Genomic DNA, 20,287 nt, shown 5'->3' with positions numbered 1-20,287 from the left:
CCATGATCGAAAAATTCAAACGCGCCCCGTATCGCGAGGGTGCACGGGGGCCTTTTGCCTTCGATTGCTGGGGGCTCTGCATCGCAGTGCGCCACCAGGTGTTCGACCTGCCGCTGCTGCCCAGTCTGGGCGCCGTGGGCAAGGACAAGCTCAGGGCCAATACCGCCGCCTATCACGACCTTCGCCAAGGCATGGAGGAGTGCGTCCCGGAGCCAGGAGCCATCGCCGCCGTGTTCCGTGGGGCGCTGTGCCTGCATGTTGGCGTGGTGGTGGAAAGCGAAGGGCGCCTGAAGGTGCTGGACACAAACCCCGGCGGCGCCTGTCTCCGGACAACTGGCGAGTTCGAAGCCGCTCATCCCAAGGTGGTCTATTACCGTGATCGAGTTCTACCCGAACAAGCTGAGTGATACGGCGCCGCTCGGCACCTGGAAGACAGACCGCCGTATGACCATCGAGGCGTGGCTGAAGTCCATGGCCCCGTCGTACGAACGCCGTGAAAGCCCGCCAATCAGCGCTGTGCTGAATGACGAGGTGATCGGTCAGCACCTGTGGCACAAGGTGACGTTCAAGCCGTCAGACCTGCTCCAAATCTATCGCGAACCCAAAGGCACCGATCCATTCTCCATCACCTTCGCGCTGTTCAAGGGCGTACAGGCTGTCACGAAAATGCTCATGCCCAAGATGCCGGGCATGCCGTCCAGTGCAGGCACGCAGCAGGGCGATCCCCTGATGGATGCCAGCGCCAAGGGCAACAAGGTCAAGCTCGGCGAACCGGTGCGTCAAATCGCCGGTCACCAGCGGGTCTATCCGTCGTATCTGGCCCAGCCCCGCCGGGCATTCCTGGCGCCGCGGGACCAGCGCGTGGAAATGCTGCTGTACATCGGTGAAGGCGAATACGACGTGCCGCTGGCCAAGGTCAAGGTCGGGGAAACCCCGCTGATTTCCCTGGGCGCGGACGCCACCTTCACCGTCTACCCGCCAGGCGCTGACCTATCCGGCGATCCGGCCCACATCAACTATTTCAACGCTCCAGAGGTTGGAGCCAGTTCCAGCGGCTCGACAGGCCTGGAGTTGACCATGGCCACTGACCTGACCAGGTCGGCCACCGCCTCGGCATACCAGTTCGTTGGCGACACGATCAGCGTGCCGGCCGGCTCCGGTCAGTTCCCGGCTGACTGGTCGAACGGGATCATCGTCCGCGTGCTCGCCCCGTATACCTACACCGTCATTGACGGCGGGGCCGGGCGCGACATCGTGCGTGGTCCGCTGGACATGCTGAATCCAACGCCTGGCATGCTCATCGAGGTTGCCGGGGCGAATGCTGGCCTGTACGTCGTGCACAGCTACACGCCATACAGCCCAGCCGTTCCGGCCAACCCTGGCACTGCTTCGACGCTCACCGGTTCTGCGGCGCCCACCCGGTACGACTTCAACGTCACCCCGCTGAGCTTCACCCTGTTCCGTGGGGCGACCAACTACTCGATCACGCTGAACACCGCGACCACCAACCTGTCCGGACTGGTATCGGCGCTCAACACGCAGTTCAGCGGTAAGCCGTTCCAGGCGCAAGTGAGCGGCAGTGTGCTGCGTATCGTCGAGCTGACGCCGTTCGCCGGCCAGGCCATCACCGCTACCGGTGCCTCCACCATCCTGGGGGCTTCGCCGGTTGGCGTCACTGGCACGGCCACCACCAGCGCTGTCCCCGAGCAGCCGGCCGAGATGACCCTGGACTATGACGGCGGATCGCCGGTGGTAGGCCTGGCACTGGGTCAGGGCCTGGCAACCATCGGCCCGCGTGGCCTGCGGTACCGGATCACGGCCTTCAGCACGAGCCTGCTCGAGGTGGAACGCCTGACTGCATCCGGCTCTACCGACCCCGGCTGGCCAGGCTTCAACTCGATGCAGACGGTCAACGGACTGATCACCCTGGACGCATCGAACCTGCAGGGCGGCTACCGCGGCCCCTTCGCCTGCTGTCCGGAGAACGAGAAGGTCACTGAGATCGAGTTCTCGGTCACCTACGCCAATGGCCTGTGCGGCATCGGCCGGGAAGGGCAGATCTACGAGATCCCGACCTACTACGCCTTCGAGTATCGGGACATGGATGTGGCTGGCGCCTGGACCGTCATTGAGCTGATGAAGACGGGCGGTTCTCTGGATGCCCAAGGCTTCACCGACCGGGTGATACTGCCATACCCGATGCGGGCAGAGGCCAGGGTCCGAAAGCTGTACAAGGACCGCCCGGGGCGAATCAACGACGAGGCCCGGGACGACGCAACTTGGACGGACCTTCGCGGGAGGATGCAGAACTCGCCAACGAGCTATCCAGGCCTGACGGTGATGACCTGCAGAATACGCGGCGGCGACCGGCTCTCGGCCCAGTCGGAGAGCCAGGTCAGCGTCGAGGCAACGCGCATTCTGCCGCTGATGGAGGGCGGTACCGGCCCAAGCCGCGACATCGTGCCGTACTGCATCCACCAGCTGAAGCAGCGCGGCTACACGGACGACGACCTGGACCTGCCCGAGTGGCAGGCCTTCCATGAGATCTGTGTGGCCCGTGGCGACACCTACGACGAGACGCTGGACGCGACGATCACCGTGAAGGACATGGTGAACAACGCCCTGGCGTGCGGGTTCGGCGAGCTGGTTACGTTCCGGGGCTTGCTACGGCCAGTGCGTGACAGCGCCCGGGCAGCGTTCGATGTTACCTACGGCCCAAGGACGCAGACCTACTCGCCGCAGAACATGACCAAGATGCTCAAGATCAGCGGCGCCATGCCTTCGATCAATGACTTTGACGGCGTGGATGTGGAGTTCTTCTCACGCACCACCTGGGCGTGGGAAACGGTCGAGTGCCGCTGGCCTGGAGACCTGGGCAACAAGGTCGAGAAGATCAAGATGCCTGGCATCAGCGACAGGACCAGAGCTTGGCGCATCGGCATGCGCCGGCGGGGCCACCAGAAGTTCCGGACCGACGTCTACACCTGGGAAACCGAGATGGACGGCAGCAACAGCGGCTATCTCAGTTTTGCCGCGGTTGCCGACGACAGGCCGAAAGGGTGCCAGAGCGCGATCCTTCTGGCCTTCGAGGTGGTCGGGGCGGGAACTCTACTGACCTCGTCCGAGCCGCTGGACTTCAGCGCTGGTGGCGAGCATCTGATCGGTGTTCGCAAACAGGACGGCACGCTGTCTGGGCCGTGGACCGCCACGCAGGTGGACCCGTACACGGCGCGTGTCGATGCCCTTGACTTTACGCCGGAGGTCGATGGGCCACTGGAGCCGCCGCACATCCTGTTCGGTCCCGCAGCACGCTGGGCATACCCAACCCTGATCACCAGTTCAGACCCAGCAAACGGCAACGTCGCCATGAAGGGCATGCCCTACGACGCCCGCGTTTACACCTACGACGACCAGTCGCCACCCGCCTGATTCAACGATGCCCGGTTCCGGGATATGAGAGGAAACACATGACCGGCGCAGAATCTCTGCAGCAGTTTCAAGAGCTTGTGGCCAATGCCAACTCGCTTTTTCTGTCAGATGAAGACTTCGTGATCATCAATGGGGTCGCTAAACCTACGCTTCAGAAAGTTTATGCCGAGTTTCTGGCCAGCATGGGCGTGTACAACAGCGTCGCAGAAGGCCTGAGCAACACCAGTGGAACCGGCACAAACAACCGATTCTTCACCGTTCCAGGCACTGATGGCGTATTCGAAAGCCGCTATCGGAACGATGCCGGGTCAGCCGTTTTGGTTGGCCGATCGGCTACGGCAGAAGTCGTTTTTGACATCGATGAGCGAACCCAGGATCTCAAAACTACCCCTATGAACGACATTGGTTGGGGTGTAGCAGACCCCAAAGGAAACGTAGCGCTTGGCGTAAACAGCCAAGGGCAAACGCTGCTTCAGGATCTTGTTGCCAAGAAGATGGGGTCAGACGATGAGGCCTCAACCTTCTGGGATATAGCCTTCAAGGATAAAAATGGAAACATCGCTCTTGGATACGACAAACAAGGTCGTCTGTGGTCTGGCGGCCAGATCATCAACGGAGGTTCTGCGGCCGATACCTGGAAGGAGTTCGGACTGGGCCAAGATGACACCATTGTTCACGGTGTTGACAGTTACACAGCCTCTTACTACGTCGTGAAGGACAAGTCTTACCTTGCGCAGCTGTCCCAACTTTCTCCCTATCGGCACCTCAGCTTTGGTGTAAGCGGTGACGACCTTTTGGATGCGCAGTACCGGGCGATCAACGGATCTGCCGCCACCGGGGCAACGCTCAAGGCGATGAATGCCAGGTATTTCGTCATTGCATCGCTTACCAACGATGGCCAGTTCCGACTGGTTGATCAGACGTACTACGCGGAGAATCTTCGTCGCCTCATCGATACCATCAGGGCTTACGGTACCGAGCCCATTGTGGCTACCGAATTCCCCGCGACATCCATAGAGCATGCCCTGCTGTCGCGAGTAGCCGAGGAGACAGGCTGCGCTTTCATCGATTGCACAACGCTGAACCGGGAGGTTGGCGGCCTGCAGGTAGGTCCGTTCCATCAGGGGCATCCAGGATCTCGTACTGGCGGAGTCTTCTGGATGGCGATGCTCGATTACATCGACCGGATGCCTCGCCCGGACCGCGCCATTAAGATCTATCGGCGCCGTCAAGGTTGGCCAGTGAGTACGCCCGCAGACCTGCTGTACAAAGACAGGGTTGACCGGGCTAAGCGCTGGAAGGAGCTGACGACTTTTCATTACTCTTTTGATACCGCATCGGAAGGCAAGTACGACGAGCTTGGGCAGCTGAATTACAACGGTGAGACTCCAGGCTATACGGCTCAGGCGGACGAGTATCTGAAAATTGCCAGCGGACAGGCTGTTTCATTCACGGACTATGCGCTGCTGGAAATAACCCTGCCCGGTAACGCTACCAGCCTTGAGGCCGTCGAGATCACACTGGGCGTATCTGGCACTGCTCAGTTCTCGGTACGCGACTATTTGGATGTTGCTGCAAGCATGCCTGGCAAGATCCAGGGCTCGTCGCCAACAGATCCAACCTACCTGTCGAAGTGGGACAAGCCGCGTGGGGCATGGCGAAACCTGGGGAACTATGGAGCCGCGATCACTATTGCGCAGGCAGAGTTGTCCAGGTCGATGACCGGCAACACTCTGGTGGTTATGTTGACCGGGGCATTCAGTCTGAACGCTCTCAAAATTCGATATAAGGGCACCGAGAGAAAGTCAGACCTACGGAACTTGCGACCGTACAGCCCGGTTGGCGCAAACATGGTCACCCAGCCGCTTTGTGGCACAACTGCGCAGCAAGCATCCTGGGTTGTTACCCAAGACTCTGGCGGCCAAGGCCCGGTAATTCTGGTGCCGATCGATCAGTACAACGCGCCACGCAAGCCTGGAACATCAAACCCCGTGGACGGCGTCTCGGTAGTCACAAGCACTCGCATGCTTGGTCAAGCAGTGACCATTCCTGCGGACGAAGGCCGCCCTCGCCGGTATCGAATTACGGTCTGGGCTCGGTACTTCCCGAAGGCGTTCCTTCGCCCCGAGGTGTACCCAGGCCTTGATGCGGCTCAAGTCATTGACCGCGGCTTGAATCCGACCGCAGCCCCTGTAACCCAGCACACCTTGGATATTCGCACCCTCAAGTGTGAGATCTGGACTGGATCAAGCTATCCGACTGCTGGTGGAGCAGAGTTTCAGGACTTCGCAGCCATGCAATGGCGGCCAATCAAGTTCGACTACGACGCAGTGCCATACATCACCGGCACAACTTTAAACTTCAGGCTGTCTTGCCCAGACGGAGAGATCCAGATAGGCAAAGTCCTGATGCAGGAGATTCAGAAATGGGATTGATCATCGAAGTAACCGGAGTTGACTGGTCTGGCCGTGGATATCCATTGGCCAACGGTTTCGTGGCTAATGACAATCTTCTTGCCGGCTTCGACTTCAGGCTGCGTAGTGATCGGTTGACCGATGTGTCTGGCCGTGGCTTCACTGCGACACCGTATCGGAACAACATCAATGGTGCCGCCCTGGTAGAGGATGCCACCGTCCTGGAGAACGCATCTGGGGGGCAGGGGATCATCGTCCGGAATGGCATGCTGGATCTGAAGCTGTCAAACCGTGAGTTCCCACTGAATGGGAGCATCCACTTCACCACAATGGTCGTGGGTGGATACTCGGGAATCCCGTTTGATGCAGGGCAGCCAGGTGGAACGGCGAACATCTGCAATTTGGTCGATATGGGCAACGGCGTGAGTGCAGGCGACTGTCCGCCAGTGCTACAGCAGTACCGAGTGGATACCTCACTGGGTGCGCGTATACGCTCTTCCGCAGCTTCCAACATCGGCGCGGCAGCTGGTCTTGGTGTGAAGACCTGCTTTTTCGTAACCTACGACGGCCTGAAAGTTACCTACAAGAACATGACTACTGGTGCTTTAGTGGAGCGGACCAATGCTCAGCTTGGTATCGTTGGATCTTCACTGAAACCGGCGGTCAACTGCCCAACCTTGCGGAGTGGCAACTACCTCGTCGGAACTAGCGCTGTGATCGGCCTGTACCCAGAGCTCTATCAAGTCGCGCAGTGGGACAAGGTTCTCACTGCTGACGAAATGCAGGCCCAATACCTGTCTTCAAAGTCGCTGTTCCCTTCGATCGGTATTTGAATCAAACGTGCCGATCAGAGCGAGCTTCGTTCTCAACGTGCTCAAGCCAGGCTCTCTGCATTCTTGCATCTACGTACCGACCATCAGGCTTTCTCTCAACCGATCTCATTCGTAGTTCTGGAGTGAGCGAAGCGTGATGCTCGAACGACGGCCGCTCCGACTCGTAGAGATACTCATCTTTTGACAATCCCCGGAGATAGGTGGCTAAACGGATGAATTGGAAAAGCATGCTAGTCCTTTGGCGTAGCGATTGAGCGCGGTATTTGAGCACGCTTCGACTGAATCTTCCAACATCAAATCGCTTTCAAGGCCCGCCCAGTGCGGGCTTTTTTTGTGCCTGGAGAAAACCTATGGCAACCCCTAGAGGTATCCGGAACAACAACCCCGGCAACATCGATTTCAATCCTCGCAACGCCTGGCAGGGCCAGCTCGGTTTGGAGGTCGGCATTCAAAAGCCACGCTTCGCCCGGTTTGACCAGGCGGAGAATGGCATCCGCGCCCTGGGCAAGCTGCTGTTGAACTACCGGGGCAAAGACGGTATGCCCGGGGTTGGCCGACCAGGTATCGACACCCCACTGGAGTTCATCAGCCGCTGGGCGCCCTCCAGCGAGAACAACACCCTTGCGTACGCCCAGGCGATTGCGAAGCGCCTCGGAGTAGGCGTACGGGATTCCATCGATATTTCCAAGCCGCAGGTACTGCGCGAAGCCGTGGTCGGCATCATCGTCCACGAGAACGGCGCCAATCCGTACTCTGACCAGGTGATTGACGAGGGTGTGCGGAGAGCGCTGGCATGAAGTCCTTGGTACAGCAGGTCGCTGGCGCATGCCTGCTGATATTGATTGGTGTACTGATGGGAGCCTGGGCTTCCACACGGCACTTCCGCCCACTGCTCGACGCCGAGCAGGACCAGGTCACGAGCTGCAAGGCGGCCCGAGACAACCTCAGTGGCCTGGCGGCGGAGCAGGGCAAGGCTTTGGGCGACTTGACCCTGGCGGCGAAGGCTCGCCAGGCCGGGGCTGAGCGGGCGGTTGGCAAGGCCAAGGCCAGCGCGGAAGTCGACTACGCCGCGGCAAACCGCCTGCAGCAGGAGCGCACGGGCGGTGACCAGTGTGCGGCTGCCATCTTGATCATCGACAAGGAGCTGGGTCTATGAGGCTGGTGCTGAATTGGCATATCTGTGGGAGCGGAAGAGGCCTTATTCAGGCCGCAAGCCGCGTATTGCGTGGCCTGCCATGTGGGAGCGGGCTGGTGCTGACCCTGGGTCTAGCCGGATGCTCCGGCAAGGTAGAACCGCAGGTACAGTACGTGCGCGTCGAGGTGCCGGTGCAGGTGCCGTGCCGAACGCCTGAAGTGGCGGCGCCGGCGTGGGCTGCTGCCGGCCTGCGCAAGACCGACAGCTTGGAGATTAAGGTGCGGGCGTTGCTGGCCGAGCGCCGGCAGCGGATCGGCTATGAGAGGGAGCTGGAAGCGGCCGCGTCCAGTTGTCGTTAAGGCTCCAACTCTTCAAAAGAGAATTGAGGCTCTGCAGGCTTTAGATGGAATTTTACTAATGCTAATGCACCGTTCAAAAATGCGCAGGTGTACTGGAATAGTGCCCTGGTTCCAAATCGCTTCAGCATATGCTCAATGCTGAGATCGTCCTCTTGTCCGAAAGACATTCCTTTTTCTATTAGAGTTTCACCCATCACCAAGAGTAAGTCTTCGTTCTCTCGGAAGACATTTTGCACCCTGTCTTTGACGCTTTGTGTCTCAAACGTTAAATCACTTGCGATGTGAGCAAATTCATTTCGGAGCTTTCTGATTATCTCGAGAGATCTGATCATCGAAGGAGCGACCAACCTGAGGCGATCCGCGAGGATGATTTTAGTCCCAAAATCTCCCAAAGGACGGCCCGGGGAAAATAGATCATCAGCTTTTTCTGAAGGCTTCATGTAAGTCCTAAGGATAGCTGTGAGCGATTCATCTAACCATGCCGTAGCCAGGACAACAGTTCCGCGGTCGGTCTCATTGATAAGAGATTCAGCAACTAGTTTGAAGGCATTGGCCATTTCTAGGTTGCCATGTCTCGGATTATCATCCGCTGGTTTCATTGCTTTTCCTTAAAGGCCATTAGCCATAGATTCCATATTGTTGCAGCAGAATGCCATTGCTGCCGATGATCGGCAATTGCGCGCAAGGGACTGCACCCTTACGATACTGTATACATATACAGTATTAGGTGCAGCATGTACTTCCTCCTCGTTCGCCGCCGCGTGAATGGCGTGGCCATCCCTTCCGATCAGCTGAGGAAGGTCCAGCCACTGCGGGCCGACATCCATATTGGCGATCACCACAGCGAGCCTCTGGGCCGGGTATCGACTCAGGCCTGGGTGTTCAGCCCTGCGCCGGGGCCCGACATCATCCCGCGCCTGCATGACGCAAAGGTCAATGGCATGGCTCAACTCGGCATAAACATCAACGGCATCGAGGAGGTCGACGGCGTGCTGTACGCGCAGTCCTGGTGGTGCAGGGCAGAATGATGGCCGGGATACCGCAAGCATGGATGGATGAACTGAATGACCGATTTGCCTTGGTTACAGATCCCGATGGGCGCGCTGCCGTGCTCGACGAGATGGCCTATGCCGCCCATCGTCGTCGAGAGGTTGGAGACGACGACCTGGTTGATATGCTGGAGCTGGCGGAATCGGCACGGGCGTGGGCGCTGCTCGAGCACGAAGAAGCGTGGCACTTGGGCCTTTTCGAGTATGAGGGTTGGGTTGAGCGCGAGCCAGGAAGGATCGCTGTCGGCGGGACGCCGGGAAGGGGGTAGAGCGCTGTCTAAAACTGAGCTTATGTATCTCGGTTTTGCTGGGCGAAAGTCGGTGAAACTGGCCGAACCGTATTAGACAGTTGCGATCCGCAGGCCGCTAGCGGTGCGGCCTGAGGACCGTTTCTCACACTACTGCTGCATCATCGGGGTGTGTGCGGAAAGATCGGAGAGTGCTTTATTCATCAAAGACTTAGAGTGTAGGTCTCAACATTGTGGGGCAAATTGAGGCGTTCCGTGTTGCATGCGCGGCGCCGAGACCCACCTGAATTTTCAAGCCGCATAGGTTACCACGGCTGCCGCACCGGCAGAACCTTCAACGCCGGGCAGCGCAGGCGTGGGGTATGGCTTGTTGACATCATGGGGCTCCCATGGAAGATTGCGCCCTTTTGGCCGTGCCAAGTTAACCGTTATTGCAATCAGGTTGGTTAGTGCAGTGAGTGGAATTCGTTTTGATGTCGATGCGGTTTTTTGTATTTCCCTCGACACGCGGGATGACCGGCGCAAGCTGTTCAGTGAAACCATCGGGCGGCAGTTGGACAATGAAGTGGTCTTTCATGTCGTGGCGAAAAACAGTGACCCCAAGCGGGGTTGCTACGAATCGCACCAGCAGTTGGCACGCCACGCACTGGACAACGGGCTGGATCGAATCCTGATCTTCGAGGACGATGCCAAGGCTTATGATTTCAAGGCTTCGCGGGTGAGCTGGGTGAACCGCTTCATGCAGTCACGCTCTTTCCAGGCACTGCATCTGGGCTATTCCATGGGGCGAACCTGGCTGACGTGGTTCCCGTTCATTGCCAGGGGGCGGGTGGTTGCACTGCACGCTTATGTACTGTCGCGCGAAGGCTGCCGGATCCTGGCAGAGACGCCCTACGATGGCACGCCCGTGGATGTGGTGGTCAAGCACAAGATTCGTCAGCACTGCGTGTTCCCGATGTTGTATCGCCAACATGCGGCAGCTGTGGCAGGTAGCGATCTGGAGCAGGTAGTGCGCAATGAGGATGAGTGGTGGGAGCGCAACTGGGCCAAGCACCGGCGTTCACCGATCAAGAACTTCTGGCGTACCGTACTGCGGCTGAACTTCTGACATGTCCCATTGGCTGAGGCGCATGATTTGCGGGCTGTACAGGCACAAACCGGTCGAGGTCGAACGCCTGTTCATTGGCGAGTTCGTCATTTCGCGGCAGGTCTGTCGCCGTTGTGGCTGCCCGCTTCGCGACCTGGCCGAATATCAGTGAAAGCCACTAACTGATAGGGTAGAGGGCAGCCTTCAAGGAGCCCTGTATGGACCCGATCACCACGCTTGCCACCCGCCTGGGTGAACACCTGCGCCGCTTCAATGCACAGGTGACCACCGCCGAATCCTGCACCGGCGGCGGCATCGCCGAAGCCATCACCCGTGTACCCGGTAGCTCGGCCTGGTTCGAGGCCGGTTATGTCACTTATTCCAATGCCCAGAAAACTCGCCAGCTGGGGGTGCCAGAGGTGCTGTTCGGCCAGGTGGGCGCGGTTAGCCAGGAAGTGGTCGAAGCCATGGTCAGAGGTGCCCAGGCCGCCAGTGGCGCGCGCTTTGCCGTGGCGGTAAGCGGAGTGGCCGGGCCGGACGGTGGCTCGCCCGCCAAGCCGGTGGGTACCGTGTGGCTGGCCTGGGGCGATGGCAGCCGTGTCTTCAGCGAGCGCCGGCAGTTCGACGGTGACCGCGAGGCGGTGCGCCGACAGACGGTGATCGCCGCGTTAGACGGCTTGTTACAGCTTGGTACCGAGTAAATCGACGACAGGGGTTTGCGTGAGCGCCGGCCTGTGGAATAATACTGGCTACTTATACAGGTATTCCGGCCGTCAGGGCCACGTCGAACACGTGAGGATTTCAATGGACGACAACAAGAAGCGCGCCTTGGCTGCGGCCCTGGGTCAGATCGAACGCCAATTCGGTAAAGGCGCAGTCATGCGCATGGGCGACCACGAGCGCCAGGCGATCCCGGCCATCTCCACCGGTTCGCTGGGCCTGGACATCGCACTGGGCATTGGCGGCCTGCCAAAAGGCCGTATCGTCGAGATCTACGGCCCGGAATCGTCGGGTAAAACCACGCTGACCCTGTCGGTCATCGCCGAAGCCCAGAAAAACGGCGCCACCTGCGCCTTCGTCGACGCCGAGCACGCCCTCGACCCTGAATACGCGGGCAAGCTGGGCGTCAACGTCGACGACCTGCTGGTTTCGCAGCCGGACACCGGCGAACAGGCCCTGGAAATCACCGACATGCTGGTGCGTTCCAACGCGGTTGACGTGATCATCGTCGACTCCGTGGCCGCCCTGGTGCCGAAGGCCGAGATCGAAGGCGAAATGGGTGACATGCACGTGGGCCTGCAGGCTCGCCTGATGTCCCAGGCGCTGCGCAAAATCACCGGTAACATCAAGAACGCCAACTGCCTGGTCATCTTCATCAACCAGATCCGTATGAAGATCGGCGTAATGTTCGGCAGCCCGGAAACCACCACCGGTGGTAACGCCCTGAAATTCTACGCCTCGGTGCGCCTGGACATCCGTCGTACGGGTGCGGTCAAGGAAGGCGACGAGGTGGTCGGCAGCGAAACCCGCGTCAAGATCGTCAAGAACAAGGTTTCGCCACCGTTCCGTCAGGCCGAGTTCCAGATCCTCTACGGCAAGGGTATCTACCGCAATGGCGAAATCATCGACCTGGGTGTTTCCCAAGGTCTGGTCGAGAAGTCCGGTGCCTGGTATGCCTACCAAGGCAACAAGATTGGTCAAGGTAAAGCCAACGCCGCCAAGTACCTGGCTGAGAACCCGGCGATTGGTGCCGAGATCGAGAAGCAGATTCGCGACAAGTTGCTGACTTCTGGCGCTGTCGCTGCGGCTGGCAAAGCTGCTGCTGTCGAAGCAGATGCCGATGACATGGCCGACGCTGACGCCGGTTATTGATTGCGCGGTAGATAGCTGAACATGTCCGCCGTACTCGACACCCCCGTCGCCATTCGGCGGACAGCCATGGACCTGCTCGCGCGACGTGAGCACGGTCGCGTTGAGCTGACGCGCAAGCTGCGTCAGCGCGGCGCTTCGGATGAGCTGATCGAGCCTGAGCTCGATCGGCTCGCCGAAGAAGGGCTGCTGAGTGAAGCCCGCTACCTTGAAAGCTTTATCCGCTACCGTTCCGGTTCTGGCTATGGCCCTGCGCGTATTCGCGAAGAGCTTGGCCAGCGTGGTTTGGCGCGTGCGGATATCGAGCAGGCGCTACGCGAGAGCGAGGTGGACTGGGCAGAGCGCATGCGTGATGTGTGGCAGCGCAAGTTCGCCGGGCAGCGCCCGCAAGACCCGCGCAGCCGTGCCCAGCAGACCCGATTTCTCGCTTACCGGGGCTTCCCCATGGATTTGATCGGTCGCCTGCTCAGTGGGCGGGATCTGGATGATTACTGATCATTGCTGAAATGCCGGGGCCGCTCTGCGGCCCCAAAGCAGACGACGCTTATGAACTGACCTTCAACGCCTCCCTAGCCCGTTGCGTGGTATGCATCGGCTGCGGCTTGGCCCAGTTTTCCGGCAGGTTGATGAAATCCACCAGCTCGCGCAGCCGGCCCTGATCCCGGCCATTGAAGGCGAACGACAAGCGGGTCAGGTGGCTGAAATTACCCACCTCATGCTCGGCGCCACTGTCTGGCTGCTGGTGATACTTGCCACTCAGGCGCAAGTCGGCAAAACCCTCCTGGATGTCATACAGCGCTGCTTCGCTGAGCGGGTGGTGCATGCGGATTACGAACTGGCTCTTCAGCCAGCGGCTGGAGTGGTAGTTGCTGTAGAACTGGTTGATTTCCTCCACCGCCTCGTCGGCACTGTGCACCAGGCGTACCAGCTTCAGATCGCTGGGCAGGATGTAGCGGTTTTCTTCCAGCTGGCGGCTGATGAAGTCCAGGCAGTCTCGCCAGAAGCTACCGCCAGGCGAGTCAAGCAGCACCACCGGTACCAATGGGCTTTTGCCGGTCTGGATCAGGGTCAGAACCTCCAGCGCTTCATCCAGGGTGCCGAAACCGCCAGGGCACAGCACCAAGGCATCAGCCTCTTTGACAAAAAACAGCTTGCGGATGAAGAAAAAGTGGAACGGTAGCAGCTTGTCGGTACCGCCTACCGTGGGGTTGGCATGTTGTTCGAAGGGCAGGGTGATGTTGAAACCCAGGCTGTGCTCGCTGCCAGCGCCTTCGTGGGCTGCCGCCATGATGCCGCCACCCGCTCCGGTAATGACCATCAGATCGGAGCGTGCCAGGGTGGCGCCCAGCTCGCGGGCCAAGGCATACATCGGGTGTTCCAGCGGGGTACGTGCCGAACCGAACACGGTCACCTTTCGCCGACCTTTGTAGCGCTGCAGGGTGCGGAACGACTGGTCCAGTTCGCGCAGGGCTTGCAAGGTGATCTTGGCGCTCCAGCGGTCGCTGTCGTCATGGGCCATGCGCAGGATGGTCAACATCATGTCGCGGTACAGCGGCAAGTTGGGGCTGTCGGGTGCTACCAGTTGCAGTTGTGCGTCGATGTTGCTCAGGTCGATGTTGTTGTCGCGGAAGTGGCTGAACAGCAGTTCATTCGATTGGTAAGGCATGCAACGTCTCCTTCTGCACCAATGCCTATGACCTCAATCTAGACCGTCGCGCCCGATTGTGCCGGGTTGTTTGGCAGCGCCGCCTGTCGGCATGCACCCAATGGCGGCACGGGTTTGGTTAACTGGTAAAGCGAAACGTGTCGATGCAGGAGGTGGCGGTATGCATCGCTTGATCATCGAAGTGGACGGGCAGCTCTACCGGCTGCTGGAGAGCGCGGCCCAGGTGCATCACCTGAGCCTTGAGGCCGAGTGCTGCCGCAGGTTGGAGGGGCTGGAGTGCCAGTCACGCTACCTGCAGGCGTTGTTGGCCGAAATGCGTGCCGATGCCGCCGAAGGGCGCTGGTGCGCCCGCGAGAAGGAGCAGATGTAGCGTGATACGCGGCTGTTACTTCTTCTGGTTGCCGGCCATGCAGCTGGCACTGTCGAAGGCCTGATCCATGATTGGCTGGTTGGTCTTGTAGACAGTGAAACGGTAGACCATGACCGCGCCCTTGGACATCAGGTTACGGAACCCGCTGTTGCGGCAAACGCTGTCGCCCAGCTGGCTGCGTACCTGCTCGGGGTTGGCCTGCATGCGCTCGGCGTGGCTCTGGCGTACGCTCAGGTGGTTGACCAGCGCCTTGCCCTCTACGGTGTAACCCTGGTCGAGGATGTCCTCGTTGATGGCGCGCGGGGTGCCGACGCTGCTTTCTGTGGCAACCTTCTGCAGCATCTTGTTAAGGTCGTAGTCCTGCTTGGATGCCGCCTGTGCTGCCAAAGGCAGGGCGAGCAACAGGCTCAGGGCGGGGGCGATAAGGCGCAGCATGAATCTCTCCTGGTTCGATGACTGGCGCTTTGACATGCGCGGGTCGACGGTGTTCCGTGAAATCGCGCAAGGCAAGATCCGGGCACGGTAAAGGCCCGATTATAAAGACCGCCTTGCAGCCTGCACAGCAATTGCCCCCTGTTCTGGTAGACTGGCGCCCTTGTGTTCTCCGAGTCATCCTTGTGCCCATCTCCAAATCGACCAGAGGCCTGCCGGCATGAGCCATGCGGTAGCGCGCCTGCGCGCCGAACGCCTGGCCCGCAGCAACAAGCCATTCATCGCCCGTGGTTCGCGTGCAGAGCGTTGCCCGGATTGCCGGGTGATTGCCACCCATTGCCTGTGTGCCTGGAAACCCCGTGTACAGGCTGACTCCGGCGTGTGCCTGCTGATGCACGACACCGAGCCGTTGAAGCCTACCAACACCGGCTGGCTGATTGCCGACCTGATCGAAGACACTTCCGCTTTTGGCTGGCTGCGCACCTCGGTCGACGAGCGCTTGCTGGCCTTGCTCGACGACCCGCGCTGGCAGCCCTATATCGTCTTTCCGGGCGAGTTCGTGGCTGAACAGCGGGTGGTCAGCGAGGTGGTGCGCGAGCCGGGCAAGCGCCCGTTGTTCATCCTGCTGGATGCCACCTGGACCGAGGCGCGCAAGATGTTCCGCAAAAGCCCGTACCTGGACCGCTTCCCGGTGTTGAGCCTGCAGGCCGAGCAGATGTCGCGTTACCGCCTGCGGCGTTCCAAGCGTGATGATCACTTCTGCACGGCAGAAGTGGCCGCCATGTGCCTGGACCTGGCCGGCGACAGCCAGGCCTCGCAGGCATTGGATGCCTACCTGGATGTGTTCAGCCTGCATTACCTGAGCGGCAAGCGGCGCCTGCCGCTGGACGAGCAGGACGACACCCACCAGCGTTTGCATACCTTCCTATAGTCCAAGGGGCACAACCCCTGCTTTGGTTCATAATGACGGAGCTGGCAGCCAGGGTGGGCGAGACGGCAGGGCGATCGGCTTGACCACCCTTGACCGTGCTCGGCATCCTTGGCGCCGATTCCCCGCCGGACGCTTCCCTTACCCTCGAGCGCCTGGCACAGAACAGGATCCTTAGATCGATGGCCACTTACGAAATCCTGATTGCCGATGACCACCCACTGTTCCGTGGCGCCCTGCGCCAGGCCGTTACCCTCGGCCTGGGCCCGGATGTACGCTTGGTCGAAGTCGCGAGCATTGCCGAACTGGAAACCCGTCTGAGCGAAAAAGCCGACTGGGACCTGGTGCTGCTGGACTTGAACATGCCGGGTGCTTACGGTTTTTCCGGGCTGGTGCTGTTGCGCGGGCAATACCCGCAGATTCCCGTGGTGATGGTATCGGCGCAGGAAGAGGCTGCCGTGGTGGTCAAGTCCCGCGAGTTTGGCGCCAGTGGCTTCATTCCCAAGTCCAGCACCCTGGAAGTCATCCAGGATGCCGTGCGCAAGGTGCTCGATGGCGAGGTCTGGTGGCCGCCGCAGGCGTTCGAAAAGGTGGATGTGTCGGCTGAGGCCAAAGCCGCCAGCGAAGGCCTGGCCAGCCTTACGCCGCAGCAATTCCGCGTACTGACCATGGTCTGCGAAGGCTTGTTGAACAAGCAGATCGCCTATGAGCTGAACGTGTCGGAAGCTACCATCAAGGCCCACGTGACCGCGATCTTCCGCAAGCTGGGCGTGCGCACCCGCACCCAGGCTGCACTGCTGCTGCAACAACTTGAATCGGTTGCCAGCAACTGACTGCGCGTGGCTTCACGCTTTTTTGACCCGTGCCGGTCTAGTCTGCTGGCCTTTCCGTTGTGAAGTGACTCACATGACATCGCCATTCAAGGGCCAGACCGGCCTCAAACGCATCTTCAACGCCGCCGGCTACTCACTGGACGGCCTGCGCGCCGCCTTCAAGGGGGAGGCCGCGTTCCGCCAACTGGTACTGCTCAACGTGCTGCTGATCCCGATCGCCTTCTGGTTGCCGGTCAGCCGTGCGGAACGGGCGATCATGATCGCGGTGTGCTTGTTGGGCTTGATCGTCGAGCTGTTCAACTCAGCCGTGGAAGCGGCCATCGACCGCATCTCGCTGGAGCGTCACCCCCTGTCGAAAAACGCCAAGGACATGGGCAGCGCCGCACAGCTGGTGGCGCTGACCATGGTCGCGCTGGTGTGGGGCGTGATCCTGCTTTAAGCGATTGGCGGCAGCACGATCTCATCACTGCGGGTAAAGCCCGCGGTGAAGCTGCGGCAAAGTTCCAGAAACTCACGCATGGCCGAGGTCTGGTACTTCTGTTTGTGCCAGATGAAGTAGAACTGGCGCATCAGGTCCAGCTCGGGGGTTTCTACCGCTACCAGGCTGCCTCGGCGGAAGGCATCCCGCAGCGCCAGGCGTGAAATGCAGCCAATGCCCAGGCCCGACTCGACGGCGCGCTTGATGGCTTCGGTGTGTTCCAGCTCCAGGCGGATATTGAGGTTGGCGCGGTGATGGCGCATGGCCTGGTCGAAGGTCAGGCGCGTGCCTGAGCCTTGCTCGCGCAGTATCCACGCTTCTTGCGACAAGCTTTCGATATCGGCACGGCCCAGCGTGGCCAGCGGATGCTGCGGCGCGCAGAACACCACCAGTTCGTCCTCTACCCAGGGCTGCACTTCCAGGTCCGGGTGGTTGCAGTCACCTTCGATTAGACCCAGATCAATTTCGTAGTGCGCTACCTGCTGCACGATATGCGCTGTGTTCTGTACATGCAGCTTCACCTGGCTTTCCGGGTGGGTCTGCATGAAGCTGCCGATCAGCAGGGTGGCCAGGTAGTTGCCGATAGTCAGTGTGGCGCCAACCGCCAGCGAACCGAAACCGGACTTGCCATTGAGCAGGTCTTCGATTTCCTTGGCCTGGTCGAGCAGGGCAACCGCCTGCGGTAGTAGCTGATGGCCCAAGGCGTTGAGGGCCAGTCGCTTGCCGGCACGGTCGAACAACTGGCAGCTCGATTGCCGCTCCAGTTCGGTAATTGAAGTGCTGGCGGCCGACTGCGACAACGCCAGCAGGCTAGCGGCCCGAGAGACGCTTTGATGCTGGGCGACGGCGACGAAGACCTGTAGTTGACGAAGTGTGAATCGCATATCGATATAACCGATAACACATATCTTGATAATCCATTTAACAGATATTGTCGCTGCCCCTAAACTATCGCGCAACTGCGCGTTTTGCGCGCCGCGTTTTTCTTCAGGAGCCCCATCGATGAGCAACATGAACCACGAACGTGTCCTCAGTGTGCACCACTGGAACGACACCCTGTTCAGCTTCAAGTGCACCCGCGACCCGGGCCTGCGCTTCGAGAACGGTCAGTTCGTGATGATCGGCCTGCAGCAGGAAAGCGGCCGTCCGCTCATGCGTGCCTATTCCATCGCTTCGCCGAACTGGGAAGAGCACCTGGAGTTCTTCAGCATCAAGGTGCCGGACGGCCCGCTGACCTCGCAGCTGCAGCACCTGAAGGAAGGCGATGAGATCATCATCAGCAAGAAGCCTACCGGCACCCTGGTACTCGATGACCTGAACCCTGGCAAGCACCTGTACCTGCTGAGCACCGGCACTGGCCTGGCGCCGTTCATGAGCGTCATCCAGGACCCGGAAACCTACGAGCGTTTCGAAAAAGTGATCCTGGTGCATGGCGTGCGTTACGTGAACGAAGTGGCCTACCGCGAGTTCATCACCGAGCACCTGCCGCAGAACGAGTTCTTCGGTGAGTCGGTTCGCGACAAGCTGATCTACTACCCGACCGTGACCCGCGAGCCGTTCGAGAACCAGGGCCGCCTGACCGACCTGATGCGCAGCGGCAAGCTGTTCAGCGACATCGGCCTGCCACCGATCAACCCGCAGGACGACCGTGCGATGATCTGCGGCAGCCCGAGCATGCTCGACGAGACCAGCGAAGTGCTGGACAGCTTCGGCCTGAAGATCTCCCCGCGCATGCGTGAGCCGGGTGACTACCTGATCGAGCGTGCCTTCGTCGAGAAGTAAGGCGCAGGCTGGTACAAGAAGGCGACCCTCGGGTCGCCTTTCTTATGCTTGAACACAATCTATTCGACGCGGGTCTCGCCGCTGTACACCAGAATCTCCCTGCATCGCTTGCACAGGTACCGCCGCCCCTGGCGCACCAACTTGTGCCGCTGCGCCGTAAACGGGAAGTCACCCTGCGGGCATGGGCAGCGGTAAATGTAGCGGGTGACCGCGCGCCGTTGCACTGCGTAGTTGTGGCACCGGTTGGGCGGCAGCTCGTACACCCCGCGCATGATCAGCTGCCACTCCTCGCCATGGGCCTGGATGCGGTCGCCGAACAGCTGGTGGGCCACCAGGTGTGCCACTTCATGGGCCACGGTCTGGCGCAGGAAGTCTTCCTGGTTTTCGCGGTAGAGCTGCAGGTTGAAACGCAGCAGGTTCTCGTGCAGGTGGGCAACCCCGGCTTTTTGCCCGCGCAGCTTGAAGCTGACTTCCGGGCGCGGGAAGGGGCGTTTGAAGAAGGTTTCGGCTTGCTGGTAACAGGTTTCGACGCGTTGTCTGAGCAGCTCGGGCATGGCGGGGTGGTTCTCCTGACCGGGCATTATGCCGCAACTGCAGCGGGGGTGCCGAGCCACCGGTCAGCGCACAGCCAGAGGCCGCCTTGCGGCGGCCCCTGATTGATGCCCCAGTGTTGGTTGAATCTGTTCTAGTTGGTGTAGACGGGCCCCACGCCCAGTCCCCAGATAATCACCGTGGCGGCCATGATCGCCACCAGCACCACAAGGCCCACCGCCAGCACGGAGCTCGAGAACAGGAAGCCTTCGTCGGACGGTATGTTCATGAACGTCGGTAAGCCGACATACAGCAGGTACACCGTGTAGCAGATGGCGGCCGTGCCGATCAGCATGCCCAGCCACAAGTGCGGGTAAAGCGCTGCCAGGCCGCCGATGAACAAAGGGGTGGCGGTGTAGGTGGCAAAGGCGATGCACTGCGCCATGGACGGGTTGGCATCGTAGGTGCGCGCCATCCAGTGGATGAATGCGCCCATTACCGCCACCCCGGCGAGCATTGCCAGGTACGACATGATGCTCATCCAGATGGCGCTTTCCATGGTCAGCATCACTGCTGGGCGGTCGCCGATCACCCAGCCGACCTGGGTGGTGCCGATGAACGCCGAAACGGCGGGAATCGCCGCCAGGATAAGGGTATGCGTCAGGTACATGTGGCTGATGGTTTCTTCTTCGCCACGGATTTCCCGCCATTCCTGGTCGGGATGGGTAAACAGCCCCACAACGTGATGAATCATGCCGTCACTCCTCTCAATGTTGCCAAACGCCCCCCAGATGGAGCGCAAGCGGCCCGAGGCCCGAACACCGAAGCAAGCGGTAATGTGGCC

25 protein-coding genes are annotated in these 20,287 nt (G+C 60.2%); 19 read left to right on the top strand and 6 right to left on the bottom strand.

The window, feature by feature from the left end; translation table 11 throughout:
• Positions 1–2: 2 nt before the first annotated feature.
• The 7 genes from B9A31_RS10110 (at position 3) to B9A31_RS10080 (ending at position 8,170) form a co-directional block, all read left to right on the top strand.
• Positions 3–407, top strand: a complete 405-nt coding sequence (locus tag B9A31_RS10110) for a hypothetical protein (RefSeq protein ID WP_084296929.1) — start codon at positions 3–5, stop codon at positions 405–407.
• Positions 376–3,429 (top strand): host specificity factor TipJ family phage tail protein, encoded by a 3,054-nt coding sequence (locus B9A31_RS10105; RefSeq protein ID WP_084296928.1) that lies wholly within the window; start codon positions 376–378, stop codon positions 3,427–3,429. The genes B9A31_RS10110 and B9A31_RS10105 overlap by 32 nt, the downstream gene beginning before the upstream one ends.
• 38 nt (positions 3,430–3,467) lie before the next feature.
• Entirely contained in the window at positions 3,468–5,864 is a 2,397-nt protein-coding gene (locus B9A31_RS10100; protein ID WP_084296927.1) for an SGNH/GDSL hydrolase family protein, read from the top strand.
• Complete coding sequence (locus tag B9A31_RS10095) at positions 5,855–6,676, top strand: hypothetical protein (RefSeq protein ID WP_084296926.1); 822 nt, start codon at positions 5,855–5,857, stop codon at positions 6,674–6,676. The genes B9A31_RS10100 and B9A31_RS10095 overlap by 10 nt, the downstream gene beginning before the upstream one ends.
• Before the next feature lie 350 nt (positions 6,677–7,026).
• Positions 7,027–7,473, top strand: coding sequence for a structural protein P5 (locus tag B9A31_RS10090; protein ID WP_084296925.1), 447 nt, complete (start codon positions 7,027–7,029; stop codon positions 7,471–7,473).
• Positions 7,470–7,832 carry a hypothetical protein gene (locus tag B9A31_RS10085; RefSeq protein WP_084296924.1) on the top strand — a complete coding sequence of 121 codons (363 nt, stop codon included), beginning with the start codon at positions 7,470–7,472 and terminating at the stop codon, positions 7,830–7,832. Before B9A31_RS10090 ends, B9A31_RS10085 begins: the two co-directional genes overlap by 4 nt.
• Positions 7,833–7,924: 92 nt before the next feature.
• On the top strand, positions 7,925–8,170 hold the full coding sequence (locus B9A31_RS10080; protein ID WP_143512036.1) for a hypothetical protein: 246 nt from the start codon (positions 7,925–7,927) through the stop codon (positions 8,168–8,170).
• Here the strand turns inward: B9A31_RS10080 and B9A31_RS10075 are convergent.
• Entirely contained in the window at positions 8,167–8,769 is a 603-nt protein-coding gene (locus tag B9A31_RS10075) for a hypothetical protein (RefSeq protein ID WP_084296922.1), read from the bottom strand. The genes B9A31_RS10080 and B9A31_RS10075 overlap by 4 nt on opposite strands.
• Before the next feature lie 135 nt (positions 8,770–8,904).
• Here B9A31_RS10075 and B9A31_RS10070 point away from each other — a divergent pair, with 135 nt between their 5' ends.
• The 7 genes from B9A31_RS10070 (at position 8,905) to recX (ending at position 12,918) form a co-directional block, all read left to right on the top strand.
• Positions 8,905–9,198 (top strand): hypothetical protein, encoded by a 294-nt coding sequence (locus B9A31_RS10070; protein WP_084296921.1) that lies wholly within the window; start codon positions 8,905–8,907, stop codon positions 9,196–9,198.
• Complete coding sequence (locus tag B9A31_RS10065; protein ID WP_027614973.1) at positions 9,195–9,488, top strand: hypothetical protein; 294 nt, start codon at positions 9,195–9,197, stop codon at positions 9,486–9,488. The genes B9A31_RS10070 and B9A31_RS10065 overlap by 4 nt, the downstream gene beginning before the upstream one ends.
• Before the next feature lie 433 nt (positions 9,489–9,921).
• Complete coding sequence (locus B9A31_RS10060; protein WP_019099316.1) at positions 9,922–10,575, top strand: glycosyltransferase family 25 protein; 654 nt, start codon at positions 9,922–9,924, stop codon at positions 10,573–10,575.
• Between the two features lies 1 nt (position 10,576).
• Positions 10,577–10,726, top strand: a complete 150-nt coding sequence (locus tag B9A31_RS27190; RefSeq protein WP_155951169.1) for a hypothetical protein — start codon at positions 10,577–10,579, stop codon at positions 10,724–10,726.
• A 46-nt stretch (positions 10,727–10,772) separates the two neighbouring features.
• The gene (locus tag B9A31_RS10055) at positions 10,773–11,255 is read left to right on the top strand and encodes a CinA family protein (RefSeq protein ID WP_084296920.1); all 483 of its coding nucleotides are present in this window, start codon (positions 10,773–10,775) and stop codon (positions 11,253–11,255) included.
• A 103-nt stretch (positions 11,256–11,358) separates the two neighbouring features.
• A complete protein-coding gene (gene recA / locus B9A31_RS10050; protein WP_016715435.1) occupies positions 11,359–12,426 on the top strand; it encodes a recombinase RecA in 1,068 nt (355 codons plus the stop codon).
• A gap of 21 nt (positions 12,427–12,447) precedes the next feature.
• Positions 12,448–12,918, top strand: coding sequence for a recombination regulator RecX (gene recX / locus B9A31_RS10045; protein WP_016715436.1), 471 nt, complete (start codon positions 12,448–12,450; stop codon positions 12,916–12,918).
• Positions 12,919–12,967: 49 nt separating this feature from the next.
• On the opposite strand, the gene B9A31_RS10040 is transcribed toward recX, so the two are convergent.
• Positions 12,968–14,089: an LOG family protein gene (locus tag B9A31_RS10040; RefSeq protein ID WP_019099313.1), complete on the bottom strand. Its 1,122-nt coding sequence runs from the start codon at positions 14,087–14,089 to the stop codon at positions 12,968–12,970.
• Positions 14,090–14,249: 160 nt separating this feature from the next.
• On the opposite strand from B9A31_RS10040, the gene B9A31_RS10035 reads away from it, so the two are divergent.
• Positions 14,250–14,459: a hypothetical protein gene (locus tag B9A31_RS10035; protein WP_019099312.1), complete on the top strand. Its 210-nt coding sequence runs from the start codon at positions 14,250–14,252 to the stop codon at positions 14,457–14,459.
• Between the two features lie 15 nt (positions 14,460–14,474).
• Here the strand turns inward: B9A31_RS10035 and B9A31_RS10030 are convergent, their stop codons facing one another.
• On the bottom strand, positions 14,475–14,894 hold the full coding sequence (locus B9A31_RS10030; protein ID WP_019099311.1) for a quorum-sensing-regulated virulence factor family protein: 420 nt from the start codon (positions 14,892–14,894) through the stop codon (positions 14,475–14,477).
• 217 nt (positions 14,895–15,111) lie between these two features.
• On the opposite strand from B9A31_RS10030, the gene B9A31_RS10025 reads away from it, so the two are divergent.
• The 3 genes from B9A31_RS10025 (at position 15,112) to B9A31_RS10015 (ending at position 17,091) form a co-directional block, all read left to right on the top strand.
• Positions 15,112–15,822 carry a tRNA-uridine aminocarboxypropyltransferase gene (locus B9A31_RS10025; RefSeq protein ID WP_016715441.1) on the top strand — a complete coding sequence of 237 codons (711 nt, stop codon included), beginning with the start codon at positions 15,112–15,114 and terminating at the stop codon, positions 15,820–15,822.
• Between the two features lie 179 nt (positions 15,823–16,001).
• A complete protein-coding gene (gene erdR / locus B9A31_RS10020; RefSeq protein ID WP_016715442.1) occupies positions 16,002–16,652 on the top strand; it encodes a response regulator transcription factor ErdR in 651 nt (216 codons plus the stop codon).
• Positions 16,653–16,725: 73 nt separating this feature from the next.
• Complete coding sequence (locus tag B9A31_RS10015; protein WP_010952700.1) at positions 16,726–17,091, top strand: diacylglycerol kinase; 366 nt, start codon at positions 16,726–16,728, stop codon at positions 17,089–17,091.
• On the opposite strand, the gene finR is transcribed toward B9A31_RS10015, so the two are convergent.
• A complete protein-coding gene (gene finR / locus B9A31_RS10010) occupies positions 17,088–18,014 on the bottom strand; it encodes a LysR family transcriptional regulator FinR (RefSeq protein WP_016715443.1) in 927 nt (308 codons plus the stop codon). The genes B9A31_RS10015 and finR overlap by 4 nt on opposite strands.
• 118 nt (positions 18,015–18,132) lie before the next feature.
• Between finR and fpr the strand changes: the two genes are divergently transcribed.
• Complete coding sequence (gene fpr, locus B9A31_RS10005; protein WP_004375483.1) at positions 18,133–18,912, top strand: ferredoxin-NADP reductase; 780 nt, start codon at positions 18,133–18,135, stop codon at positions 18,910–18,912.
• A gap of 59 nt (positions 18,913–18,971) precedes the next feature.
• On the opposite strand, the gene B9A31_RS10000 is transcribed toward fpr, so the two are convergent.
• Both B9A31_RS10000 and B9A31_RS09995 read right to left on the bottom strand, forming a co-directional pair.
• Complete coding sequence (locus B9A31_RS10000; RefSeq protein WP_016715444.1) at positions 18,972–19,466, bottom strand: SprT family zinc-dependent metalloprotease; 495 nt, start codon at positions 19,464–19,466, stop codon at positions 18,972–18,974.
• Between the two features lie 131 nt (positions 19,467–19,597).
• Positions 19,598–20,197 carry a Yip1 family protein gene (locus B9A31_RS09995; protein ID WP_003252385.1) on the bottom strand — a complete coding sequence of 200 codons (600 nt, stop codon included), beginning with the start codon at positions 20,195–20,197 and terminating at the stop codon, positions 19,598–19,600.
• Between the last annotated feature and the right edge of the window lie 90 nt (positions 20,198–20,287).

Source organism: Pseudomonas sp. URIL14HWK12:I5, from assembly GCF_900176445.1.
GTDB lineage: Bacteria > Pseudomonadota > Gammaproteobacteria > Pseudomonadales > Pseudomonadaceae > Aquipseudomonas > Aquipseudomonas monteilii.
Note: the sequence above shows the minus strand (reverse complement) of the source record. Positions and strands in the feature narration are given on the sequence as shown.